16 protein-coding genes and 2 tRNA genes are annotated in these 24,173 nt (G+C 46.0%); 9 read left to right on the top strand and 9 right to left on the bottom strand.

Annotated features, from left to right (window positions below; translation table 11 throughout):
* Window positions 1-77 precede the first annotated feature (77 nt).
* A complete protein-coding gene (locus NQ542_RS07430; protein ID WP_005635140.1) occupies window positions 78-2,066 on the top strand; it encodes a glycoside hydrolase family 97 protein in 1,989 nt (662 codons plus the stop codon).
* Here the strand turns inward: NQ542_RS07430 and NQ542_RS07425 are convergent.
* The 3 genes from NQ542_RS07425 to NQ542_RS07415 all read right to left on the bottom strand — a co-directional run bounded on the left by NQ542_RS07425 (window position 2,057) and on the right by NQ542_RS07415 (window position 3,123).
* On the bottom strand, window positions 2,057-2,863 hold the full coding sequence (locus NQ542_RS07425; protein WP_005635138.1) for an MBL fold metallo-hydrolase: 807 nt from the start codon (window positions 2,861-2,863) through the stop codon (window positions 2,057-2,059). The two genes, NQ542_RS07430 and NQ542_RS07425, sit on opposite strands and share 10 nt — an antisense overlap.
* Before the next feature lie 80 nt (window positions 2,864-2,943).
* Window positions 2,944-3,015 (bottom strand) — tRNA-Cys (locus NQ542_RS07420).
* Window positions 3,016-3,051: 36 nt separating this feature from the next.
* Window positions 3,052-3,123: transfer RNA gene (locus NQ542_RS07415), tRNA-Cys, on the bottom strand.
* Between the two features lie 156 nt (window positions 3,124-3,279).
* Between NQ542_RS07415 and rfbC the strand changes: the two genes are divergently transcribed.
* Together rfbC and rfbB are read left to right on the top strand one after the other, a co-directional pair.
* A complete protein-coding gene (gene rfbC, locus NQ542_RS07410) occupies window positions 3,280-3,837 on the top strand; it encodes a dTDP-4-dehydrorhamnose 3,5-epimerase (RefSeq protein ID WP_036723469.1) in 558 nt (185 codons plus the stop codon).
* 22 nt (window positions 3,838-3,859) lie between these two features.
* On the top strand, window positions 3,860-4,999 hold the full coding sequence (rfbB, locus tag NQ542_RS07405; protein WP_005635132.1) for a dTDP-glucose 4,6-dehydratase: 1,140 nt from the start codon (window positions 3,860-3,862) through the stop codon (window positions 4,997-4,999).
* Here the strand turns inward: rfbB and NQ542_RS07400 are convergent.
* Window positions 4,996-8,277: an AsmA-like C-terminal region-containing protein gene (locus NQ542_RS07400; protein ID WP_005648750.1), complete on the bottom strand. Its 3,282-nt coding sequence runs from the start codon at window positions 8,275-8,277 to the stop codon at window positions 4,996-4,998. The genes rfbB and NQ542_RS07400 overlap by 4 nt on opposite strands.
* 1,097 nt (window positions 8,278-9,374) lie before the next feature.
* Between NQ542_RS07400 and NQ542_RS07395 the strand changes: the two genes are divergently transcribed.
* The 6 genes from NQ542_RS07395 (at window position 9,375) to NQ542_RS07370 (ending at window position 19,783) form a co-directional block, all read left to right on the top strand.
* Window positions 9,375-10,262: a LysR family transcriptional regulator gene (locus NQ542_RS07395; protein WP_005635123.1), complete on the top strand. Its 888-nt coding sequence runs from the start codon at window positions 9,375-9,377 to the stop codon at window positions 10,260-10,262.
* Window positions 10,263-10,365: 103 nt separating this feature from the next.
* Window positions 10,366-11,412 carry a YeiH family protein gene (locus NQ542_RS07390; protein WP_005635121.1) on the top strand — a complete coding sequence of 349 codons (1,047 nt, stop codon included), beginning with the start codon at window positions 10,366-10,368 and terminating at the stop codon, window positions 11,410-11,412.
* Between the two features lie 81 nt (window positions 11,413-11,493).
* The gene (locus NQ542_RS07385) at window positions 11,494-13,839 is read left to right on the top strand and encodes a transglycosylase domain-containing protein (RefSeq protein WP_005635119.1); all 2,346 of its coding nucleotides are present in this window, start codon (window positions 11,494-11,496) and stop codon (window positions 13,837-13,839) included.
* 267 nt (window positions 13,840-14,106) lie between these two features.
* On the top strand, window positions 14,107-15,609 hold the full coding sequence (glpK, locus tag NQ542_RS07380; protein WP_005635115.1) for a glycerol kinase GlpK: 1,503 nt from the start codon (window positions 14,107-14,109) through the stop codon (window positions 15,607-15,609).
* Window positions 15,610-15,636: 27 nt separating this feature from the next.
* The gene (locus NQ542_RS07375) at window positions 15,637-18,435 is read left to right on the top strand and encodes a polysaccharide lyase family 8 super-sandwich domain-containing protein (RefSeq protein WP_005635113.1); all 2,799 of its coding nucleotides are present in this window, start codon (window positions 15,637-15,639) and stop codon (window positions 18,433-18,435) included.
* Window positions 18,436-18,442: 7 nt separating this feature from the next.
* Complete coding sequence (locus NQ542_RS07370; RefSeq protein WP_005635110.1) at window positions 18,443-19,783, top strand: dihydroorotase; 1,341 nt, start codon at window positions 18,443-18,445, stop codon at window positions 19,781-19,783.
* A gap of 42 nt (window positions 19,784-19,825) precedes the next feature.
* On the opposite strand, the gene NQ542_RS07365 is transcribed toward NQ542_RS07370, so the two are convergent.
* The 5 genes from NQ542_RS07365 to NQ542_RS07345 all read right to left on the bottom strand — a co-directional run bounded on the left by NQ542_RS07365 (window position 19,826) and on the right by NQ542_RS07345 (window position 24,163).
* Entirely contained in the window at window positions 19,826-20,368 is a 543-nt protein-coding gene (locus NQ542_RS07365; RefSeq protein ID WP_005635107.1) for a 7-carboxy-7-deazaguanine synthase QueE, read from the bottom strand.
* Entirely contained in the window at window positions 20,355-20,687 is a 333-nt protein-coding gene (gene queD, locus NQ542_RS07360) for a 6-carboxytetrahydropterin synthase QueD (protein WP_005635104.1), read from the bottom strand. The genes NQ542_RS07365 and queD overlap by 14 nt, the downstream gene beginning before the upstream one ends.
* 493 nt (window positions 20,688-21,180) lie before the next feature.
* Complete coding sequence (locus NQ542_RS07355; RefSeq protein ID WP_155151641.1) at window positions 21,181-22,740, bottom strand: STN and carboxypeptidase regulatory-like domain-containing protein; 1,560 nt, start codon at window positions 22,738-22,740, stop codon at window positions 21,181-21,183.
* A gap of 30 nt (window positions 22,741-22,770) precedes the next feature.
* Entirely contained in the window at window positions 22,771-23,619 is an 849-nt protein-coding gene (locus NQ542_RS07350; RefSeq protein ID WP_005635097.1) for a FecR family protein, read from the bottom strand.
* Window positions 23,612-24,163, bottom strand: coding sequence for an RNA polymerase sigma-70 factor (locus NQ542_RS07345; protein WP_005635095.1), 552 nt, complete (start codon window positions 24,161-24,163; stop codon window positions 23,612-23,614). Before NQ542_RS07345 ends, NQ542_RS07350 begins: the two co-directional genes overlap by 8 nt.
* Window positions 24,164-24,173: the final 10 nt, after the last annotated feature.

The raw sequence follows: 24,173 nt of genomic DNA, 5'->3' as shown, positions 1-24,173 counted from the left end.
AAAGATAAGACAATTTTGCAAAAGCATTTCCTGATTAATCCTGTATATTTGTCGCCAGTTAATTAAATTTGAAAACCATGAAATTAAAAGCTCTTATTGTGTTCTTCTTGATGGGGAGCATGTCACTGACGGCACAGAAAAGCTATCAGTTGCAATCGCCGGACAAAAAACTGCAAGCAGTCGTTACGGTTGGTGACGATATTCGTTTCTCATTTACACACGACGGGACTGAAGTTCTTGCCGCATCTCCCATCTCCATGACGTTGCAAAACGGAGTTGTCTTAGGGGCCAGCCCCAAAGTCTCGAAAGTGCTGAAAGCCGCAGTTGATAAAGTGATCCCTTCTCCTTTCTATAAAAAGACGGAAGTACAGGATATCTATAATGAAATGACACTCTCGTTCCGGGGTAACTACGGCCTTGTTTTCCGTATGTATAATGACGGTCTGGCCTATCGTTTCACGACGAAGATGAAGAATGATATCGTCGTCGTGGATGAAGAAGCCGATTATACTTTCTCTTCCGACCATATGGCTTTTGCGCCTTACGTGAACAGTAAAAAGGCTACATTTGAGGAACAGTTCATGAATTCTTTCGAGCAGCCGTATGTACATGAACCGATCACGAAGCTGAACAGCAAGCGCCTGATGATCCTTCCGCTCCTGGTGGAACTGGACGGTGGCAAGAAACTCTGTATCACCGAGGCTGACCTGGAAGATTATCCCGGAATGTTCCTGAATAACTCGACCGACAAGCCGGTGTTGAAGCCGATATTCGCCTCTTATCCGAAAGTGAAAAAGCAAGGCGGTCACAATAATTTGCAGATGTTAGTGGAAGAACGCGAAGATTACATAGCCAAGACAAGCGGCACGCGTGCTTTCCCGTGGCGTGTGTTTATCGTCTCTGAGAATGACAAGCAGCTGGCCGATTGCGATATGGTGTATCGTCTGGCTTCTCCCTGCCGTTTGCAGGATGTTTCCTGGGTGAAACCGGGTAAGGTGGCATGGGATTGGTGGAATGACTGGAACATTTACGATGTGGATTTCCGTGCCGGTATCAACACTGAAACCTATAAATATTATATCGACTTCGCTGCCGAACATGGCATCGAATATGTGATTCTCGATGAAGGCTGGTCTGTCAATATGGCTGCGGACCTGATGCAGGTTATTCCAGAAATCGATATTCCGGAACTGGTGAATTATGGCAAATCCAAGAATGTCGGAATCATCCTCTGGGCGGGCTACCATGCATTCGACCGGGATATGGAAAAGGTGGTGAAGCATTATTCCAATATGGGTGTGAAAGGATTCAAGGTAGACTTTATGGATCGCGACGACCAGGAGATCGTCGACTTCCTCTACAGAGGAGCCGAAACTTGTGCGAAATATAAGATGATGGTCGATTATCATGGTATCTGTAAACCGACAGGTTTGCAACGTACTTATCCGAACGTGATCAACTATGAAGGCGTTCATGGTTTGGAAAATATGAAATGGGTAGCCAGTACCTACGATATGCCGCTTTACGACGTGACGATTCCTTTTGTCCGTATGGTTGCCGGTCCGATGGATTATACACAGGGCGCCATGCGCAATGCGATCCGTAAAAATTATGCTCCGATCTATACCGAACCGATGAGTCAGGGAACGCGTTGCCATCAGTTGGCTACTTATGTGATCTTCGAATCTCCGCTGAACATGTTGTGTGATAATCCTTCCAACTATAACCGGGAACCCGAATGTACGGAATTTATCGCCAATATCCCGACCGTATGGGAAAAGACGGTTGCTCTGGATGGTAAAGTGGGTGAATTTGTTGCTATTGCTCGCCTTCACGGTAATGATTGGTATGTGGGCGCTTTGACGAATTGGGATGCCCGTGAGGTGGAACTTGACCTGTCTTTCTTGGGTGATGGCAATTATAAACTGGAATTGTTCAAAGATGGCATCAATGCCGATCGTGCCGCCTGTGATTATAAAAAGGAAGTCATACCAGTTCCTGCCGATCGCAAGGTAAAGGTGAAGATGGCTCCTGGCGGTGGTTGGGCTGCCAAGATTTATAAATAAAACGTATTTCCCGTGTAGTTGTAAAACACACGGTTTCCGAATGTCTGCCGGAATAACGCGTATTTGTCTATACCCGTACAATGACAAATCCCGATCTGTTCCGGCAGATTGTTTTTCAGGTAGTCCGCTATGATACTGAATTTCTCGTCCTGGGCATTGTGGATATGAAAACCTCCGGCCAGGAGTTTGAATGTATATCCTGGAAAACAGTTGCCGATAGTCCGGAGAATATTGGTGATTCCCCGGTGGGAACAGGCACTCAATACGGAATATGTGTTTTCTGCTATCAATGCGACCACCAGTTCGTCATTGAAAATATCGGGAACAACTCCTTCGGGCGTTTGGGTGAAGAATCGTTCGAAGTGAGTATCTTCAGGATTTATAACCGGAAGGTCCGGGAATAGGAACAATCCGGGAATAAGTTCCGTCTGCCCGGTGATAAAACGGAATCGGGATAAATCCAACAGGTTGGAGTCAATGACTCCGTTCTCCCGTTTATCTTTAAACTTTCGATAAAGGGCTTCCTGTTTACAGATAACCGAAGCTTTTTTATTGACGGAAAGGAAATGCCGCAATCCTCCTGTATGATCGCTATGTCCATGTGACAGGATAAGGAAATCCACTTCCGCAATCTCGATATCCGAAAGTGTCGCATTGCGGATAAATAGATCCGATTGTCCCGTATCGAATAATATTTTATACCCGTTGTTTTCAATAAGCAATGAAAGCCCGTGTTCCGCTTGTAAGTTCCGCCTGTAGACGGCATTCTCCACGAGCGTCGTGATTTTGTAATGCATAATCTTATTCTTTTAATACCCGATTACGGGACAAAAATAAAAAATCCCCTTAACAAAAACTTGCTAAGAGGATTTTTTTGAGGTTCCTGGCGGATTCGAACCGCCGTACATGGTTTTGCAGACCACTGACTAAGCCACTCATCCAAGGAACCGAAATAAAGTCGTGAAAAATAATTTTCAATTATAAGAGGTTCCTGGCGGATTCGAACCGCCGTACACGGTTTTGCAGACCGCTGACTAAGCCACTCATCCAAGGAACCAATATGTTTTTGTAAACATTCCGGTTTTGCGAGTGCAAAGAAAGATAATATATTTGGAATATGCAAATCTTTTTCTCTCTTTTTGTTTTCGGGGAGGTTTGGAGAAGTAAGGAAAAAGAGGTTACTTTGTCATCTATTAGCATAAACAATAAGATAATGACATATATTGAAACTGAAATCCCCGGTGTGTGGATCATTGAACCGAAAGTGTTTAAAGATGCACGCGGTTACTTTATGGAGGCTTGGAAGAAGGCGGAGTTTGAAGAACATATCGGCAAAGTGGAATTTGTGCAGGATAACGAGTCTTGTTCATCAAAAGGCGTGTTGAGAGGATTGCATTACCAGTTGGCTCCTTACTCGCAGTCCAAGTTGGTACGCGTGATAAAAGGATGTGTTTTGGATGTGGCCGTCGATTTGCGTAAAGGTTCTCCGACATTCGGGAAATATGTAGCAGTCGAGTTGTCCGATGAGAATAAACGTCAATTTTTTATCCCACAGGGATTCGCCCACGGTTTTCATGTCATGAGCGAGGAAGCGGTTTTTACTTATAAAGTCGATAACCCTTATGCACCTACACATGAGCGCGGATTGCGTTTTGACGATCCGACGGTCGGGGTGGACTGGAAGATCACGGAACCGGCTATCCTCAATTTGTCGGATAAAGATAGGAATGCTGCTTTACTGCAAGACGCTGAGATAAATTTTGAGTTTTGAATTATGAATTAAAAATATAGATATGAAAACTTACTTGATTACCGGAGCGGCTGGTTTTATAGGCGCTAATTTCATTAAATACATGTTGGCGAAGTATCCCGAAATAAAGATTGTGGTTTTGGATCTGCTGACCTACGCCGGTAATCTCGGAACGATTGCCGAAGACATCGACGGGGAGCGTTGCGAGTTTGTGAAAGGTAATATCTGCGATCGTGCGTTGACGGACGAGCTCTTTGCCAAATACCAGTTCGATTATGTCGTTAATTTTGCGGCGGAAAGCCATGTGGACCGCAGTATCGAGAATCCGCAGCTTTTTCTGGTCACGAATATATTAGGTACTCAAAATCTGCTCGATTCTGCTCGTAAAGCGTGGGTGACGGGCAAAGCGGCTACCGGTTATCCTGAATGGCGTGAGGGTGTCCGTTTCCACCAAGTGTCTACCGATGAGGTGTATGGTAGCCTGGGGGCCGAAGGCTATTTCCATGAAACGACTCCATTGGACCCACGTAGTCCGTACAGTGCATCCAAGACGAGTGCCGATCTGTTTGTACAAGCTTACTCCGAAACTTATAAGATGCCGGTCAGCATCACCCGTTGTTCCAACAATTATGGTCCGTACCATTTCCCGGAAAAGCTGATACCTCTGATTATTAAAAACATTCTCGAAGGTAAATCGCTTCCTGTTTATGGTGACGGGACAAATGTACGCGACTGGCTGTACGTGGAAGACCACTGCAAGGCTATCGACTTGGTGATCCATAAGGGACGGGCAGGGGAGGTCTATAACGTAGGAGGCCATAACGAGAAGCAGAATATCGAGATCGTGAAGTTGACAATCAGTACCATTCGCCGATTGATGACGGAACAACCCGAATACCGCCGGATTCTGAAGAAAAAAGAGATCGGTGCGGACGGGCAGATTTCCATCGACTGGATCAACGACAGCCTGATTACTTTTGTAAAAGACCGTTTGGGCCATGACCAGCGTTATGCCATTGATCCGACAAAGATTACAAACGAATTGGGCTGGACACCTGAAACTTCTTTCGAAACCGGAATTGTCAAGACGATCCGTTGGTATCTGGACAACCAGAAGTGGGTGGAAGACATCACGGGAGGAGATTATATGAAATATTACGAGCGGATGTATGGGAACCGTTAAGGTTCCCATACATCCGCAGCCTTTACCAAAGCTAAGTCTTTTCCTAATTCCGGCGCAGCTTCCTCGATCTGTTTGCGTACTGCGTCGCGGATATCTTTCCGGATATTCTTGCGTGTGCTGTCCAATTCCGCTTGCTTGGCCGGCTTGAAAATATCCTTGTATTTACATTTCGTGATCTTATATTTGAAATCATCCAGGTTGCCGGTGATGTCGATTCCTAATTTGAAAGGAACGGGCGATTTGAGTACCGATAGATGGTAATTGAATGTCATGTCCAAATTATGCGTTCCGCCGACAGCCACTTTGTAACGGTCCATTTCCACCAAGAATGGGAAGACTTCGATCTTATTGTCTTTGATGGCAAGGTCTACTGAAATACTGTCTATCATATTCCGTTTCTTGTTTTTGAACATCAGTGTCTTGGATATTTCGGTAAATGTTTCTCCATCGAGCAGTACCATATTGTCCCCGTGTAGATAGCAAGACGAGTTAATGGACGGCATAATGAGAGACATGGTCGAATCCATCTTGCAAGTAGCCGTGACCTGACAATCCAAAACACCTTCGAACGAACGGAGCATCGGGACTAATGTGTCGATGGAAGGGAAGAGGGCGATCAACTTCTCCACCTTCACATCTTCCATATCGAGGTCTAAACCGGCGGTTGCCTCTTGTCCGTTCTTAGCCCGGTAGACCATTGTCAGGTTCCCATTCCCCATATTGGATTGTATATTGAGCTTGCTCAAGTTGATACTCTGATCGCGCAGGACAATCTCGCCGACCACGTTCTTTAATTCCAGATCCTTGAAATCGATACGTTTTGCATTCGTATGGAGAGCCACGTCGAGAAAGGCTGGAAGAACAAATAATTGGCTGGTCGTGTCGGTTTCTGTTTGTGCGATACTATCTTGCAGCGATTCGGTATTGAGTTGTGCGATATTTTCATCACTGAGCATTAGTAGGTCCGTGTTTTCCCCATATTGCATACCGTTGTTGACTGCCTGCATCAACTGATTACAATCGATATAATCCGAATTTAGATTGAAATTTCCTTTCAACTTTCCTCCGCGGAGCATCGCTTTCCGGATCTGGCTGATCTCGCCGTTAAGGGTGAAATTACTTTTGCCGAGATGCAGGCGGGCATCTGTCAGTGTGATGTCGTTTGTGTTGAACCTCATCGTCGTCGGCTCCATCCATATCGGGAGTGGGAACATGCGGCTGAAACCGCGCATTTGTTTGAAAGAGATGCTGCCCCGTGCTTCCCATTTGCGCAGGAATTGACCTTCTGTTTTGCTACTGTCGCCGACGGCAGTTTTCCCGGCCATCTTCTTTCTCTTTTCTGTTAGATGTACACGTTGTTCGTCGGTCAGTGTGCGGCGTTGCCGGTTTGCCATCTGTAGGCGTCGTGCATCACGATAGGGAAGGGCCTCGATCGTAAACGAGCTTCCCGTCAGGGAGAGGCCTGTCCGTAAAGGCATACTGATGTATTTCAGTGTGTCGATCGAAATGACAGCGGCTGCAGTCGGGGTTAGTTTGTCGGAAGTGGACGGTTTGATACCACCTTTCAGTTCGGAACGTCCGGCCACGATCCAGACGGAATCGGCCGTTCGGGTTCTCAGATGGTTGAAGGCCAATTGCCCGGTCATCGGTATGACGGCTGTTGTATCAATAACAGGCGATGTTTGAGCAAGCATTTCCAATTTACTTATGTTCGTGCTGATTTCATCTTTATATTTGATATTCAGGCTATCTATTCCCATCGTCATCCGCATCAGGTTTTGTGATTCGATGTAAAGACTTTTCTGGTGTGTCGTGTCGATTGTCAGATAGGCATCGGAAATGAAAATATCCATGCCGAGTGACTGGCTGAACGCTTTTAGCTTGTCAATATTGAGTTTTCCTGAACTGTGTATCTTCCCGAACCGGCTTTCGACAAGGTCATTCACGGTAAAAGTGGTCGATAGGTCTGCATCCATTACACCTTCCACTAACAGCGTGTCCGGATTAAGGAATTCCTGTCCCAACCGGGTGAAGTCCACTTTACCTTTCATTCCGGCCCGGACGGCCGGATTTTTGAACAGGTTGGTTACTTTGGCCTGCATATCCAATGAAGTGTTGAGCCCTTTCATCGTGAGTTGTTCGAGCGAGACGAAAGAAGAATCCGGAAAAGGTCCGTTCAGATGGATATCTAGGTCCATTTCCAGTGTGTCGATACCTTGTTTGATGTCCTTTATATGATAGGAGCCGTTTTCTATTTTGCAACACAGGTTCGCATTTGGTACGATACTGTCCCCTAAGAAACCGTGAATGCTTCCTTCCATAAGGATTGAGCCTTCCGCTTGTATCTTATCGCGATTCTGGAAATAGGCATCGGGAATGAATTTCAGCAGATCGTTCATATCCGAGATTTTCAATCCCATATCCATATCGATACGGGTGTGTCGGTTTTCCGGAAAGTGGCGTATAGTGCCATCGGCGGTGAAAGGCAGATTGTTCACCTTCAATTCCGCATCTTTCAAGGTAGTCGAGTTGTAGTGTTCGGCGAGCACTAACCTGCTTTTGAGATGAAGTGACAAGTCGTTTTTCAATGTATAAGTTGGGTTACTGAATAAAAGGGATGAACAGCCCATTTCCAAATCGAGTGTATTGGCTCCTCCAGCCAATGAACCGTCAAGGCGTACGAAGAAGCCCTGCATTTCGGTAAAAAGGTCAGCTTGGCGGTCGTCATACGTGAAATGTCCTCCGTAGATGCGTACCTTTTGCAGGTCGATAGGCGGCAGGGGCTTTTTGCCTGCATCGGTCTCTGTCGAATCCGTCTCACTTTCGTAAATATCCCAGTTCGCACGTCCGTTTTTATTGACGAATCCATAGAAACGCGGGTTCTCGATGGAAAAGTCTTTGATGGTGATCTTACTACCAAAAAGGTAATCGAGTGGTTGCAAAGACAGGGTTGCCCGGTTGAAAGCAAGCAGCGAATCGGAAGGAATTGCCAGTTCTTCTTCATGGGCGGTCGAATCTTCGGCTGCGTGCGAGATCAGGTGGCCGTTCGTCAGCTTCACGCCTAAATAAGGATAGGTTTCGAAATAGGTCAGTTCCACCCGTTCGCAATCCAAATGTGCATCGATGAACTTATTTGCCTGCTCGATAACCAGTGGCGTCAGTTTCTCTGGCGGCAATACTCCCCAGTTCAGAATGCTGAACCCGATAGCCGGGAGTATGAATATCAGGGTTATAGTCGCCAGAACGATGATCGTCAGTATTTTCTTTTTCCTTTTCATATTTATCTTATGTATGCTTCTGTCAAGAATTATAATATACAAAAGTATGAAAAAGCCGGAGATGACGAAGGTGATCTGTTGCCTTTTTTGAATAATCCGTTTAGTGCTCATTCTGTTTTGCCATTTGAAGATTGGGTCGTGGTTTAAAAAAAGATAGACAAAGTAAGATTAGGATCGCATGGCGAGCCCCCTTATTGTCAAAAACGATCTGAAATTGCAAAATCTGAGTTAAAATAAACGGTTTGCAGAGGTCTGTTTTCTGTTTAAAAGGTGGTTAGGAAAAGACTGTTCCCGTGAGGTGCGCAGTTTTTTCCCGCGAAGACGGTCTTCGTTGCCATGACGACCGTCTTTGTATAAGGGGAAGTCGGCATCCTGGGGCGATGAAGTCTGTTTTTACGGCGATGAAGACGGTCGTCACGGAAACGGGGTGCCGGAATCCTTGAAAATACCCTCGGATTTCTTTCCATATTCCTTGACTCTCCCTTTTGTTTCCCCGGATATCCGATTCTCCGGGAGTTTAGCTTTGTCGGAATGTCGGGAATTCCGGTAAAAAGATTGACAAACAGCCGGCTTTTTTTATTTTCCAAGTGGACGGTTTTCATATATGCCACGAAAAGTGCCGTTTTGGTGTGTAAAGGTCAATCTGAAAGCGTTCAGCTTTTCGATTGAAATAGAAAAAACAGGGGATATTGTAAAATTTATCCTTGTGAAATAATAATTGACTTTATTTGAGTTCGTGCCTAAACAATGCAGATGTGCATTTTGGACAAATATCGTTTTGCTATATGTATTACAGTAAAGCTGTATATTTGTTGTGTTAAAAAATATTACCCGCAATACTATTCTAAAAACATGGGATAGAAATCCGATTTTGATGGGGTAGTAGTGATATTTTGATTATCTTTGCAATTGTCATGAAACATTTGCCTGATTGAGTAGTATGGAGCCCTAAACTAATAAAAAATATAAATGAACATGTCGTAGATGACCTTAATAGCAGATTGTCTTCTAAATCAGAGTTTCTCCGAAGTTAAGTATGGCAAGATTGACAGTTATGACACGTTAATGAGTTTGGTAAAGTAAAAAGTAATATATTTATGGATTTTCGTCTGAAAGTATTTCACAGCGTAGCCACGAATTTGAGCTTTACGAAGGCTTCAAAAGAGTTGTTTATCAGTCAGCCAGCCATCAGCAAGCATATTCATGAATTGGAGGTGCAATATAAAACACCGTTGTTCGATCGGGTGGGAAGCCATATCGGACTGACCCATGCGGGTGAATTGTTATTGTCGCATACGAAACAGCTGTTGGCTGCATACCGGCAGATGGATTTCGAGATGAACCTGTTGACGGATAATTTTGCCGGGGAACTGCGGTTGGGGGCAAGTACGACGATTTCCCAATATGTGCTGCCGCCTGTCCTCGCCTCTTTTATCAAGAAGTTCCCGGAGATAAAAGTCTCTTTGCTGAACGGGAACAGCCGCGATATCGAACAGGCCTTGCGGGAGGGAAAGATCACCCTCGGCCTGATCGAAGGAACGGCGCACCAGAGCACACTTCACTATACCCCTTTTATGAGAGACGAACTGGTCGTCGTGGCGCATACGGGCAGTTCATTGGCGGCCTATGACGAGATTTCGCTCGAACAGCTTCGTACGCTGCCTCTTGTCCTGCGCGAAAACGGTTCGGGAACGCTGGATGTGGTGGAAGCTGCCTTGGCGGAACATCAGGTGAAACTTTCGCAACTGAATGTGGTGTTGCAGATGGGGAGTACGGAAAGTATTAAGTTGTTTTTGGAGAACTCCGAGGCGTTGGGAATTGTTTCTATCCGTGCCGTGACCCGCGAATTGATGTCCGGCAGGCTGAAGGTGATCGAAGTGGAGGGGTTCCGCGCCGAACGGATGTTTGCCTTTGCCGAGCCGCAGGGACAGAACGGGGGAGTGGAAGAGAGCTTCATCCGATATGCCTGCCAAAACTGGCGATAACCTGATGTTATACTCTATAAAAATATATTAGGAAAGGATAGAGGAAAAAAGCCTTACTTTTGCCACGGTTTTAAAAAATAATGGATTTTAAACTTGATTGAATATGTTTAGCGAAAAAAGGAGTAACGTACTTCATGGCATTCTGTTGATCGCCCTTTTCTCTTGTTCTGCTTTTTACATAGCAGAGTTTCCCTTTGTCAAAAATCTATCCTTTAGTCCTCTGATCGTCGGTATTCTGTTGGGAATGGTATATGCGAACAGTTTGCGCAATCATCTGCCTGAGACATGGGTGCCCGGTATTTTGTTTTGTACGAAGCAGGTACTGCGTGCCGGTATTGTGTTGTATGGTTTCAGGCTGACATTTCAGAGCGTGGTCGAGATCGGGCTTCCGGCCATCCTGATCGATGCGATTATAGTGGCGGTTACCATATTCATAGGTTTATTGGTCGGGCGTTTGCTGAAAATGGATAAAGATCTCGCTTTGCTGACATCCACCGGTAGCGCGATCTGTGGGGCTGCTGCCGTATTGGGAGCCGAGCCGGTCGTGAAAAGCGAGCCGCATAAAACAGCGGTGGCCGTTTCGACAGTCGTTATTTTCGGCACTTTGTCGATGTTTATCTATCCGGCCATGTACCGTGCAGGCATATTGGACCTGACATCTGAACAAATGGGGCTTTATACCGGATCGACCTTGCACGAGGTGGCGCATGTCGTAGGTGCAGGTAATGTTATGGGAAAGGAAATTTCGGATACGGCTATTATCGTGAAAATGATTCGCGTTATGATGCTGGCTCCCGTCTTGGTGATGATGAGTTTTGCTTTGGCGCGTACCGCCGTGAAAGCCGTATCTGATAGCGTAAAGGAAACAGCAGCCGTTACAGCAAAACGGGGTAAGATCACAATCCCGTGGTTTGCTTTCGGTTTCCTGGCTGTGATTGGTTTTAATTCTTTTGATCTGTTGCCTCATGCAGTTGTGGACGGGATCAATAATATAGATACATTTATGTTGACGATGGCCATGACGGCATTGGGTACGGAAACTAGTATCGAGAAGTTTAAGAAAGCCGGAGCGAAACCTTTCATCTTGGCGGCAGTATTGTATATCTGGTTGTTAGGTGGTGGCTATTTGTTGGCGAAGTATTTGGTTTAACATAAATTGCTTGATGCTGTGGTGAGGGAGTGTCTTAATAAATTATTACCTTTGTGCCCAAAACAAGAAAAATAGAGAAAAGTGGCTTCAAAGGTAACAAAAGGTATTATAATTTCGTTCTGGCTGCTGTTTGTGATAGCGGTAGGTGCTGTTGTTTTATTGTTTTCAGCAATAGCCAAAGGCTCGATAGGCTATATGCCACCGGTCGAACAGCTTGAAAACCCGATTGATAAATATGCTTCACAGGTCGTGTCTGCTGATGGGAAAACACTCGGTATCTATGCGCATAGCCAGGATAACCGTATCATGGTCAATTATAACGATCTATCTCCCGATTTGGTGAAGGCGTTGATCGCAACGGAAGATGTCCGTTTTGCCAAACATAGCGGTATCGATGCGCAGGGACTGTTTCGTGCAGTTGTCAAGAGAGGCATTTTGATGCAGAAAAGTGGTGGTGGTGGTAGTACCATTACGCAACAATTGGCAAAGCAATTGTTTTCTCCAAGTGTTGACAATGTGATGGAACGTTTGTTCCAGAAACCGATCGAGTGGGTGATTGCCGTCCAGCTTGAACGTTATTATACGAAGGAAGAGATCATTAATATGTACCTGAATAAGTTTGACTTTCTTTATAATGCCGTGGGAATCCAGTCTGCTGCCCGTGTTTATTTCGGAAAGACGCCCAAGACGTTGAAGATCGAGGAAGCGGCGACACTTGTCGGAATGTGTAAGAATCCCTCTTATTTTAATCCCAGGCGCCATAACGAGCGGACACGCGGACGGCGTAACACGGTTTTGGAACAAATGCAGAAAGCCGGCTATATAACGCAGGCGGAATGTGACTCGCTGAAGGCTTTGCCGCTCACACTTCATTTTAGTCGTATGGATCATAAGGAAGGGTTGGCTCCTTATTTCCGCGAATATCTGCGCTTATTTTTGACGGCGAAGAAACCTGAGCGTAAAAACTATCGGGGATGGCAGATGCAGCAGTTCAAGGAAGACTCGGTTGCCTGGGAAACGAATCCTGCATACGGTTGGTGTAACAAGAACAAAAAGGCTGATGGAGAATTCTATAATTTGTATACGGATGGTTTAAAAATATATACGACCATTGATTCCCGTATGCAGAAATATGCTGAGGATGCCGTCCGTGAGCATATCGGAGGTTATCTTCAACCTGCATTTTTTAAAGAGAAGAGAGGAAAAAGTTATGCTCCGTTTTCCCGTGATTTACGTCAAGGCGAGGTTGATACGATCTTTATGCATGCTATGCACCAGACAGATCGGTACCGTGCCATGAAGAAGGCGGGAGCGAGTGAGAAAGAGATAAAGGCTGCCTTTAACGAACCGGTCGAGATGCGTGTGTTCAGTTGGGGAGGTGCTATAGACACGACGATGTCTCCGTTGGATTCGATCCGCTATCATAAGAGTTTCCTGCGTACCGGCTTCATGTCGATGGATCCGCGCACCGGTCATGTGAAAGCCTATGTGGGTGGTATCGATTATAATGATTTCCAGTATGATATGGTGAATGGAGGCCGTCGTCAGATCGGTTCCACTATTAAACCTTACCTCTATTCCCTTGCAATGATTGAAGGTATCAGTCCGTGTGACGAGATGTTGCACGTGCAACAACGCCTGACCGATGAGAACGGACGGCTTTGGGAACCCCGTAACTCGAATAAGAAACGGATCGGTGAGATGGTTTCTGTACAGTGGGGATTGCAGAATTCCGACAACTGGGTGACGGCTTGGTTGATGAGCCAATTGTCTCCCTATACGTTTGTTCGTCTGCTGCATTCGTTCGGATTAAAGAACGAAATGGATCCAGTAGTTTCGATTTGTTTGGGGACTCCAGATGTCTCGGTTGGTGAGATGGTAAGCGGTTATACGACTTTTGCCAACAAAGGCATACGAGTCGAACCTTTGTATGTGACCCGAATAGAGGATCCTTACGGCAATACGATTGCGAATTTCAATTCGCAGATGAGTGAAGTATTGACGGAAGATGCTTCTTATAAGATGCTCCACATGTTGAAAAATGTGATAGACGGTGGTACTGGTGGTCGTATTCGTGCCCGTTATGGCATCAAAGCGCCGATGGGAGGAAAGACCGGTACGACGCAGAATAACTCCGACGGTTGGTTTATGGGTTTTACGCCGAGCTTGGTATCCGGTGTCTGGGTCGGCGGTGAAGATCGTTCTATCCATTTCGACCGGATGTCGGAAGGACAGGGAGCTAGTATGGCTCTGCCAATCTATGGACTTTACATGCAGAAAGTTTATGCCGACAAAACGTTGGGCTATTCGCAGGAAGAGGATTTCGACATTCCCGAACAGTATCAGAATCCTTGTAAAATGGCCACCGAAGAGGAACGAAAACAGACTCCGGCAGATGTGGGTGGCATTGATAAGATGTTTGAATAAGAAACAGGCTTGCTTTTAAGTGCAATAAAAAATGCGTGGTTATGGAATTTTCATTTTATGGCCATGCATTTTTTATTATATCCGTGTGTTTCTTTTTCATGACGGTGGAACCTTAATTGGAATTTATTTGTTAGATTTGTATGTGTTAACTTTTCATGATATGGGATATGGAACGGGGAAAAGATAAAACATGGTAGACCGTCCGGTTGAAAGACTTTAACCGGGTAGTTTCCCATTATATTAAAATAATCTAATGAGACGAAAGATATGAATTTCAGAAATAAATATGTGCTGGCTATCGACCAGGGCACGACCTCTTCGAGAGCCATCCTTTTCAGCCATCAGGGCAATATCATCACACTAGCGCAGAAAACATTCCAGCAGTATTTCCCTAAGCCTGGCTGGGTGGAACATGACCCGAACGAGATTTGGTACACACAATCGTCTGCCATCAAGGAGGCTATGGCTAAAGCGGATGTGACGGATATGCATATTGCCTGTATCGGTATTGCCAACCAGCGTGAAACGACGATAATATGGGACCGGGAGACCGGCTTCCCTGTCTATAACGCCATTGTTTGGCAGGACAGACGTACGGCAGACTATTGCGAAGAATTGAAAACAAAGGGGTATGCCTCTCTGATCCAGCAGAAGACCGGATTGGTGATCGATGCTTATTTTTCTGCTACGAAGATACGTTGGATTCTTGATCATGTGAAGGGTGTCCGGGAACGTGCCGAGCGTGGGGAGCTTTGTTTCGGTACGGTCGATTCCTGGTTGGTTTGGAAACTGACCCGCGGAACCGAATTTATTACGGATATTACGAATGCCTCCCGTACGATGTTGTTCAATATTCATACGCAGGAATGGGATAAGGAACTGCTTGACCTTTTCCAAATTCCGGCATCCATGATGCCGGAAGTGAAAAGTAGTAGCGAAGTGTATTGCGAGACTTCCACCCCGATATTTAAGACCGGTATCCCGGTTTCGGGAATGGCCGGTGATCAGCAAGCCGCCCTGTTCGGACAATTGTGTACGGATATCGGTATGATTAAAACGACTTACGGAACAGGATGCTTTATGATTCTGAATACTGGAAGCAAGCCTGTTTTATCTAAAAATAATTTGTTGACGACTATTGCCTGGAAACTGGATGGGAAAGTGACGTATGCGTTGGAAGGAAGTGTTTTTGTCGGTGGTGCGGTCGTTCAATGGTTGCGTGACGAGTTAGGATTGATACAGAGTGCCGCTATCACGGAGCAGCTGGCCAATTCCGTGCCGGATAACGGAGGTGTCTATTTTGTTCCGGCGCTGACCGGGTTGGGAGCTCCTTACTGGGACCAGTATGCCCGTGGAGTCATCATCGGAATCACGCGCGGAACAAGTACAGCCCATCTGACCCGTGCCGCCTTGGAAGGTATTTGCTATCAGGTCTACGATGTCTTGATGGCTATGGAAAACGATATACATGCCAAGCCGAAAGAGATCCGTGTGGATGGTGGAGCGATTGCTAATAACTTCCTGATGCAATTCCAGGCGGATATCTGTCGTTGTCCGGTGGTTCGTCCTCGTGTCCTTGAAACAACGGCTTTGGGTGCCGCCTATCTGGCAGGGTTGGCGATCGGTTACTGGAAAGATGTGGATGAACTGAAAGAACAGTGGTCCTTGGATAATATCTTTAGTGCTGAAATGCATGAAGAAACGGCCGAGACTTTGCTTACCGAATGGCATAAAGCGGTCGGTAGGAGCTTGAATTGGGCTGCGGATTAGTTGTATGAATAATCTATAATATATACCATGAATTTACGAAATAAAGTCTCTTTTTTTCTACTCTCTTTTGTGGCGGTTCCATTGTTTGCACAGACACCGCAACAGGAATTGGAACGGCTTCAACAAAACTATATCCAGTCTTTTATATCGAATGACGACCGGATGGCTTCATTGGTGGAACTCTTGTCAGGTATACAGCCTGAAACGGAAATATCCGATCAGGTTGTCGTTGAACTCCACCAGCGTTATCCTTTCAACGTGGAGAAAATAGCGGGATATATGGAAACGATCCGAGAAGACGGTTCCTGGCCGGATATTAACTATAACGACCAGAAACGATCGGGCTGGTCTGTCAAGGAACATGCCGACCGGGTGCTGGGACTAGCCAAGCTGTACAGGGCTGAAGAGGGCGATTGTCATTGGGAACCGAAGCTCGAATCGGTCATTCACCTGGCATTGGGCTACTGGTTCCGGGAGAAACCGGTCTGTAAGAACTGGTGGTATAACCAGATCGGTGTTCCCAAGACATTGGGACCAGCTTTCCTCCTAATGAAAGAACAATTGAACCCGGAGGAAAAGGAAGCCGCCATCGAGGTGATGGAAAATGCCAAGTTCGGCATGACAGGACAGAATAAAGTCTGGCTTGCCGGGAATGTGTTGATGCGTGGACTGTTGCAGGATGATTTCGAATTGGTAAAGGCTGCCCGTGATACTATTGTATCCGAGATTATGACTGGTATGCAGGAAGGGATCAAAAGCGACTGGAGCTTTCATCAGCACGGACCGCAGCAACAATTCGGAAACTACGGATTGGCTTTCCTGACGGAGATGAGTTCTTATTCCGGCCTGTTTGCGGGAACCGTTTTTGCCCTGAACAAGGAACAACAGGGAATTTTGAATTCTTTCCTTCTGAACGGCTATCGTTGGATTGTCTGGAAAGGGTATATGGATGTCAATGCTCTGGACCGGCAATTGTTTCATAGCGGGCAGATACACAAGGCATTCAGTCTGGCTTTTGCCACAAATGCCCTGATGCGTGGCAGTTCCGCTGAAGATATCCGGCAGATGAATGAGTTCCTGAAAGATAACTATGCTCCCGAAAGAAAAGGTAGTGCTTTCATCGGGCATAAACATTTCTGGGATTCTGATCAGACCGTTCATCGTTTCTCCACCTGGATGGCTTCGGTCAAGATGGCCTCTGACCGGGTGATCGGCACGGAGTTGGTGAACGAAGATAATTTGAAAGGCTTTTATATGGGCGACGGTGCTCTTTATACGTACTGTCGTGGTGACGAGTATCTGAATATTTTTCCTTTCTGGGACTGGCGGAAGATTCCAGGCATTACCGCTTATGAGAGCGAGGCTCCCGTTCCTGCTTTTTTCAATTATGGGGCGCATGTGAGGAATAAGACTGCCTTTGTCGGAGGTGTGACGGATGGTGAAACCGGAATGACGGCAATGGTCTTGGATCGGGATGGTTTGCAGGCGCACAAGTCCTGGATCTTTACCCGCGATTATGTCCTTTGCTTAGGTGCCGGGATTCGTTCGGACAGCATTTTGGCGGTTACGACATCTGTAGACCAGCGGGTGAAACGGGGCGATTTGCTCCGATATGCCGATGGTAATTGGTTGCCGGTACAGGGAAAGTATGTTTCTTCTCCGGAGGAACAACGTTTCTTCCATGATAACACAGGGTATATTCTGTTACAACCTTCCGCCTATGTGGCCATTTCGGAAAAGCGATCCGGGCGCTGGTGTGATTTTATGGGATCATATGCTCCTAAAATGGTAGAAGGAGAGATTGTTAGTCTCTATATCGATCATGGAAGAGAGGATAACGCCGATTACCAATATTTGATCCTTCCAGCTTCTACCGCCGAAAAAACCGCAGCTTTTGCAGTACAGGATATCCGGGTGATCCGGAATGACACATCCATTCAGGCTGTTGCTGCCGGCAACTGTTTTTATGTGACGGCGTATGAGCCGCAGGTAGTAAACTTGCAAAAAGACTTGCAGGTCGATTTACAGACTCCGGGTATTTATATGTTCCGTCTGCATAATGGAAATTGGTTGATCGAAGCTGCCGATCCGACACACAAGCAACATTCCCTGTCGCTCAAAATGAATGGGAAGGATGTGAAGATCGTCTTCCCTCCCTGCCATGAACCGGGAAAAAGCATTTCTGCCCAACCGTTTATCAGTGCTCCTTTTTCCAAAGGAATCAAAGTGGATGGTAAACAAGACGACTGGAAAAACGTCTCGGCTGTAACTGGTCTAATCGCTCCCTGGGACGGGGCGGAAAAAGACAAAACCGCTTTTTATGCCTGTCATGATCAAAAGAACCTGTATTTCCTGTATGAGGTGTCTGATACTACTTTGGTTTATAATGACGAGAAGACGGAGGCTTCTGTCGGTAATGGAGACCGGATCGAGTTTTTTATGAGCAAGGATCCGGAGATGAAGACGTATTATTGTGCGGAGATCGATCCGAAGGGGAAAGTGATGGATTATGAAGCGCATAACTATCGTAAGTTTGATTTTAACTGGAACTTCAAGGATCTGAAGTTGGCAACTTCCGTCGGCAAAGATTCTTACCGTGTGGAAGGGAGCATTTCGTTGAAGACGCTAAGAAAATTAGGGTTGATTTCTCCGGAAGGTGAAATCCGCATGGGTGTTTACCGGGCCGATTATTTCGACGATGCCGGGGAGCGCGTGATCTGGTCATCCTGGATCGTCCCTGATGCTGCCGAACCGGATTTCCATATCCCGTCTTCTTTGGGAATATTAAAACTGGAGAATTTCGTACCTTTGTCACGACTAAAATAAAAGAAATATGAATAGAACGCTGATAAAAAACGCCACTATCATTAACGAAGGCCGCACCTTCACCGGTTCGGTACTGATCGAAGATGATAAGATTGCCGCAGTATATGAAGGGACAATTCCGGCTGAGTCCGGTGATGCGACCGTGATAGATGCTACAGGTAAATACTTGCTTCCGGGTGCTATCGACGATCAGGTGCATTTCCGTGAACCGGGATTGACGCATAAAGGCGATATCGCTAGCGAAAGCCGTGCTGCCGTAGCTGGTGGGGTGACTACCTTCATGGATATGCCGAATACGAAGCCTCAGACGACAACTCTTGCCGATCTGGAATGGAAATTGCAACGGGGAGCTGAAATGTCGGTTGCTAACTATTCCTTCTTCTTCGGCGGGACGAACGACAATATGGATGAAATCCGTAAACTGGATCGTAGCCGTGTGCCGGGTCTGAAACTCTTTCTCGGTTCTTCCACCGGTAATATGTTGGTCGATAAGAAGGATAGCCTGGAACGTATTTTCGGCGAAGCCGGGATGCTTATCGCTATCCATGCCGAAAAGGAGGAGGTCATCAAACGGAACATCGCTCATTATACGGGCTTGCACGGTGACGACCTGGATATCTCCTTCCATAGTAAGATCCGTAGCGAGGAAGCCTGCTATGCTTCCTCGTCCGAGGCAGTTGAACTGGCTACCCGTCTCGGTTCCCGTCTGCATATTCTGCATCTTTCGACAGCAAAAGAACTTTCTTTGTTGAGTAATAAGCTTCCGATTAGTGAAAAGAAGATCACAGGTGAAGTATGTGTGCATCATCTTTGGTTTTACGATGGCGATTATGAACAGTTCGGAAACCGTATCAAATGGAACCCGTCGATTAAGACGCTGGCAGACCGTACGGCACTGCGTGAAGCCGTTAATAACAACACGATCGATATTGTGGCGACCGACCATGCCCCGCATCTCCTTTCCGAAAAGGAGGGAAGTTGCCTGAAAGCCGCTTCCGGAGGTCCGCTGATCCAGCATTCGCTTATTGTTATGCTGGAATTGGCGATGGAAGGCCGTTTCACTTATGAAAAAGTGGTGGAAAAGATGGCTCACATGCCTTCAGAACTTTTCCGCGTGGATCGCCGTGGCTATATCCGTCCAGGTTATTATGCCGACCTTGTCTTGGTCGATCCGAAAGAAACCTGGACAGTGGCAAAAGAAAATATACTGTATAAATGCGGTTGGTCTCCTTTCGAAGGCTATACATTCCATCATGCCGTTTGGAAAACATTCGTCAACGGGCAACTGGCCTATGACAATGGACGGGTGAATGATGAGGTTCGCGGGATGGAAGCTCGGTATAGTTGAAAGGTGAAAGTTAATTTTACGTCTCTTTATAACTTTCACCTTTCAACTGATATCAATAAGTTTGTGCGTTTGCAAGCTGAGGTGCCATTGGGGGTGGTGGAGGATGTACTCTACCACCTCTTTTGTATTCAGGCAGGAACAGGGTTGGAGGAAATGCCAGGTTGCTTTCAAACCGGCGTATTCCGTCAGGTCCTGTCCTGTATAGACCACTTTGATCTCATCTATATGTGTCAGCCTCAAGGGAAACCCTTTCGGGGAACAGGTCACCCAGTCGATGCCTTCCGGCAACGGGTTTGTCCCGTTAGTCTCGATGCAAATATATTTTCCTGCCATGTGTAGCAGATCGATAAAAGTCTGGTCGATCCAGAGCGAAGGTTCGCCTCCTGTCAAGATAACGACATTTGAAGGAAAGGCTGAAATAGCTTGTAAAATATCTTCATCAGACATCAAGATCCCTTCCTCGTGTCGGGTATCACAAAAACTGCATTTCAGGTTGCATCCGGAGAAGCGGACGAAAACGGCAGGCGTACCCGTATGGAAACCTTCTCCTTGGAGACTGTAGAATATCTCGTTAATCTTTCTCATAGATTGCCGTGTTTCCTTCTGATTCCTGAACTTCTACTTTGTAGCAGGTGGGAAGCTGGTCGCATATCCACCGGGCGATATTCTCGGCTGTCGGGTTAAAAGGGAGCACCTCGTTGAGGTTCCGGTGATCGAGCTGATCTTTTACGACCTGCTTGATATGGGTGAAATCGATCACCATGCCATCTGTGTTTAATTCTTTGGAACGGCAATGCACGGTGATAATCCAGTTGTGACCATGCAGATATTCGCATTTGCTCGGATAGGAAAGCGACAGACTGTGAGCTGCCGAAATCTCCATACGTTTGATAACGGTATACATACGATAAAACTGTTTTAGAATATTATGCCTGCACCTAATGTCACCTCGGTACAAGGTGCAAATTTACTGAAAAAATCGGGTTCCGAAGCGGTACTTAATGTATTGAAATATTAAAAATATCTGTAACTGTTTGTATGTATTTAAAACAAAGATCAGGGGAGGATCTATCGTAAAAATGAACTTTTTTGTTGTGAAATAAAAATATTATGTATTAATTTGCTTCATAATCAAAGATATGAGGTGGTTTTAATGTCTCTGAACCAGTATTTCGGCAGCAGTCCTATATTGTTAAAAAATAGAAGAAGCTGCAAATAAGTTTCGATAATCTTAAAAATGTGTTTTATAATATCTTTTTTTATTTGTTCAGTAATTTAAAATGCCTCATCTTTGTAAGCAGATAACCTAAACAATCTTTTTGCCTTAAAGACTAATACCTATTAAAACCTATAAAGAGGACCTTTGAGAAAAGGTCCTCTTTATGATTTTTAGAGGGTTACTCTTCCGTTTCTTCTATTTTTGACGATATTTTCCCAATCGCATCATTGAGTTTTTCTTCAGGTGGGATCATGTTGAAGTTGCCCCAGAACTTTTCATCGTAAGTAAATCGGGTTTCCGCAAAGATTGTCCGTGTCGGTAATGCTTCGCTACGGGCAAAGCGGCTTACTCGGTTCGTGTCTATTTTGCAGGTAACCATCTCGAACCAGGTATGCAATGGGAAAGTTCCGAACAGTTGTTTCCTTTTCTTTATCCTGAAAAAGAGGTCGCCTCGGACATGGTTGATGTAATATTGGCCGTTGTAAGGTTTGTATGTTACGGTATAGATCACTTTTTGGGGAGTGATCTTTAGGTTGCGACTCTTTTTCTCCACCAGCATCCCGGTAGCCTGTTTAATGTATTTGGGGTTGATTTCGAAATGGGCGCGGAGCAATGCGTTGTTTTCCGTGTCGATATACAGTTCTCCCCGGTAAAGGGCGGAGTTGATGTTTCCTTTTTGTTCGAAATAGATCACATGGGCTAACCGGTCGTCGATCACGGCGATATCGGAAGATGCATACATATAAGACTCTATCTTTTCATCTGTCAGAAGGAAGTCAGGCAATTCTTTTATCAAGTCCAGGCTCAGGCTGGCGTTGATTCCCGACTTCATCCGGGCGATGATCGTGTCTTTTTCCTGCTGGCTGATGATCCGGCGCATTTTGAGCAGTTTGACCTGGTCCGGTGCCGGATTGGGCTTGTAGGCCGATTTGTAAATTTTGAATACAGCTTCCGTCAATCCTACGAATTTATTTTTTCGTTCGATTCCTTCCCGGTAGAAAGTAGTCAGGTAAGCGGGTGATTGCGGGTAGTTTTTCCGGATGTTTTCTTTCATGTCTCGAAGCAGGCGGAGTGGGTTGACGATGCGCACTACGACTTCTTGGATCGGGATTATTTTGGCATCGAGCGTGATCACCGTGTGTTGTCCGGCGAGAAGAGAGGCCTCTATCTTGCGGGGTTCGTAGCCTAAGTGGGAGAAGTAGAGCGTAGACCGGCGAAGCGAGTCGGGCAGCGTGAGCCGGAACTCCCCGTTTGCATTGGTGATGCTGCCGATTGAAGTAGCAAGGACTCCTATAGTGCCCGCCTTGATCGGTTCATTCGTCTGTTGGTCTTGTAGGATTCCTTTGACAATAAAATAGTTGTCTGCCTCTTTCGGAGGAATGGTCTCGGGAATGGCTGTTTGCCTGGCAGGTTGCGGCCCGGAGATCAGGATGTGATCGCCTATCACACGCAAGCTCAGTTCTTTGTTTCCTGTGATCAGGTAAATTGCCTGCCGGATGGTGTAGTCTCCTTTCGGGATGCGTACCGTTTTTTCATTATCGATCAGCTTGCTGTCATAGATAAAGAGAAAGCCGGTTTGTTCCGATACTTTGTCAAGCAGGCGGTAGACGGTATTTTTTTCTTTGGATAAGTGAATCATGCGGGCCAAAACATCATCGCCTCCCTCTGCGCATAACAGGCCTGTCGGAAGCAAAAGCATCCAAAAGCACAGACAGAGAAGGCGAAAAATCTGAATCATTAGCTTCACTATATAAATAACATTTAATTGTCAATTGAATAAAAGGATCATGTTGTCCTGTCGTGTTTTCTTCAAATCGAGGGCAAGGCAGATCAGTTCAGCCATCGCTTCGGGTGTATCATTGGAGAAGGTGACGGTAAGCGTCCGGTTCCATAGCTCTGGTGTCGTTTCCAACCGGATATCCGGATTTTGCAGATTGATCACCCGCAGGATATTGCCTAATTTTTCGTCTTTGAACCTGATTCGTTTGGTATAACGGTCGAATAGTGCCGGATCGGGCGTCATGCTCAATTGTAGTCTCCGGGAGAGGAGCGTGACGGTTTCTCCGGCTTTTACATGGATGTCCTGTCCGTCCTTCTTCAACGTCACTTTTACTTCCCCTCGCTGTACAGACAGTTCGAAAGGAGAGCTATCGTTACTTTTCACATTGAAGGCCGTCCCTAACACTTCGATACGTGTATCTTCGGTTTCAATTATGAACGGCCGCTTGTGGTTGCCGGCTACATCGAACAGGGCATTCCCTTGCAAGCTCACTTCCCGTCGGTCGGATGAGAAATGTTCAGGAAACTTCAATGAAGTATTTCCTGCCAGGTAGACCACGGAACCATCCTCAAGGGTGGTTACCAATGTCGTTGCCGTCTCACTGTTCTGACGGGTGAGCAGGTTCGGATCGGTATCCTGCCCAGACCTGTTCAGGTAGGTGACAGAGATAAGCAGGCAAAGAAGGGCGACGGCAGCAGCGGCTACTCCTCTTTTCCATGCAGGGCTTCTGAATGGCGAAGCCGGTCTGCCCGAAAGCAAACCTTCTTCATCCAGACGTTGGTACAACGTATTCCAGGCCCGGTCTGTTTTTCTTTTATTTCTTTCTGTTTCAATCATATTTCATGTAAATCTCTAATTCGTCTCGTAGTGTTCGGAGTGCTTTCGTCATTTCGGCCTCGACTGTTTTGACTGAAAGGGAGAGGTTGGATGCGATTTCCGCATATTTCTTTCCTTCGAAACGATGCATCCGGAATATGCGGAGACGACGTTCGGGAAGCTTTTCGAGTGTCCGGTTTACCAGAGCTTCCAGTTCCTTGTATTCGATCTGCTCCTGTGGGTCGTCCGGTGTGTCGTCTTTATCCGGGTGGGAGAGGATGGCATCCCGATAACGGTTGCGTACATCCTGGTGTTCCCAGTACTGGAGGGATTGGTTACGCACGGCCCCATACAAATAGCTTTTTATCGTATGAAACAATTGTAACCGTTCCCTTTCCTTCCAAAACACATAGAATAATTCTTGTACGATCTCTTCCGCAATATCCATTCTTCCGGTTATGCTGGCTGCAAACATACAAAGAGGCATATAATACAGACGGAATACTTGTTCAAAAGCTTTGACGTCTCCATTTTTGATCTTTGTAAGTGTAAGCAGGTCTTTCATGTTTAATAAT

Origin of the sequence: Parabacteroides merdae ATCC 43184 (assembly GCF_025151215.1) — a bacterium.
Lineage (GTDB): Bacteria > Bacteroidota > Bacteroidia > Bacteroidales > Tannerellaceae > Parabacteroides > Parabacteroides merdae.
The sequence above is the reverse complement of the archived record's forward strand: the minus strand, read 5'-3'. Positions and strand labels throughout refer to the sequence as shown.

Coding starts and splice junctions, on each gene's coding strand:
- NQ542_RS07430 (WP_005635140.1), top strand. CDS start 78: ATGAAATTAAAAGCTCTTATTGTGTTCTTCTTGATGGGGAGCATGTCA.
- NQ542_RS07425 (WP_005635138.1), bottom strand. CDS start 2,863: ATGCATTACAAAATCACGACGCTCGTGGAGAATGCCGTCTACAGGCGG.
- rfbC (WP_036723469.1), top strand. CDS start 3,280: ATGACATATATTGAAACTGAAATCCCCGGTGTGTGGATCATTGAACCG.
- rfbB (WP_005635132.1), top strand. CDS start 3,860: ATGAAAACTTACTTGATTACCGGAGCGGCTGGTTTTATAGGCGCTAAT.
- NQ542_RS07400 (WP_005648750.1), bottom strand. CDS start 8,277: ATGAAAAGGAAAAAGAAAATACTGACGATCATCGTTCTGGCGACTATA.
- NQ542_RS07395 (WP_005635123.1), top strand. CDS start 9,375: ATGGATTTTCGTCTGAAAGTATTTCACAGCGTAGCCACGAATTTGAGC.
- NQ542_RS07390 (WP_005635121.1), top strand. CDS start 10,366: ATGTTTAGCGAAAAAAGGAGTAACGTACTTCATGGCATTCTGTTGATC.
- glpK (WP_005635115.1), top strand. CDS start 14,107: ATGAATTTCAGAAATAAATATGTGCTGGCTATCGACCAGGGCACGACC.
- NQ542_RS07375 (WP_005635113.1), top strand. CDS start 15,637: ATGAATTTACGAAATAAAGTCTCTTTTTTTCTACTCTCTTTTGTGGCG.
- NQ542_RS07370 (WP_005635110.1), top strand. CDS start 18,443: ATGAATAGAACGCTGATAAAAAACGCCACTATCATTAACGAAGGCCGC.
- NQ542_RS07365 (WP_005635107.1), bottom strand. CDS start 20,368: ATGAGAAAGATTAACGAGATATTCTACAGTCTCCAAGGAGAAGGTTTC.
- queD (WP_005635104.1), bottom strand. CDS start 20,687: ATGTATACCGTTATCAAACGTATGGAGATTTCGGCAGCTCACAGTCTG.
- NQ542_RS07355 (WP_155151641.1), bottom strand. CDS start 22,740: ATGATTCAGATTTTTCGCCTTCTCTGTCTGTGCTTTTGGATGCTTTTG.
- NQ542_RS07350 (WP_005635097.1), bottom strand. CDS start 23,619: ATGATTGAAACAGAAAGAAATAAAAGAAAAACAGACCGGGCCTGGAAT.
- NQ542_RS07345 (WP_005635095.1), bottom strand. CDS start 24,163: ATGAAAGACCTGCTTACACTTACAAAGATCAAAAATGGAGACGTCAAA.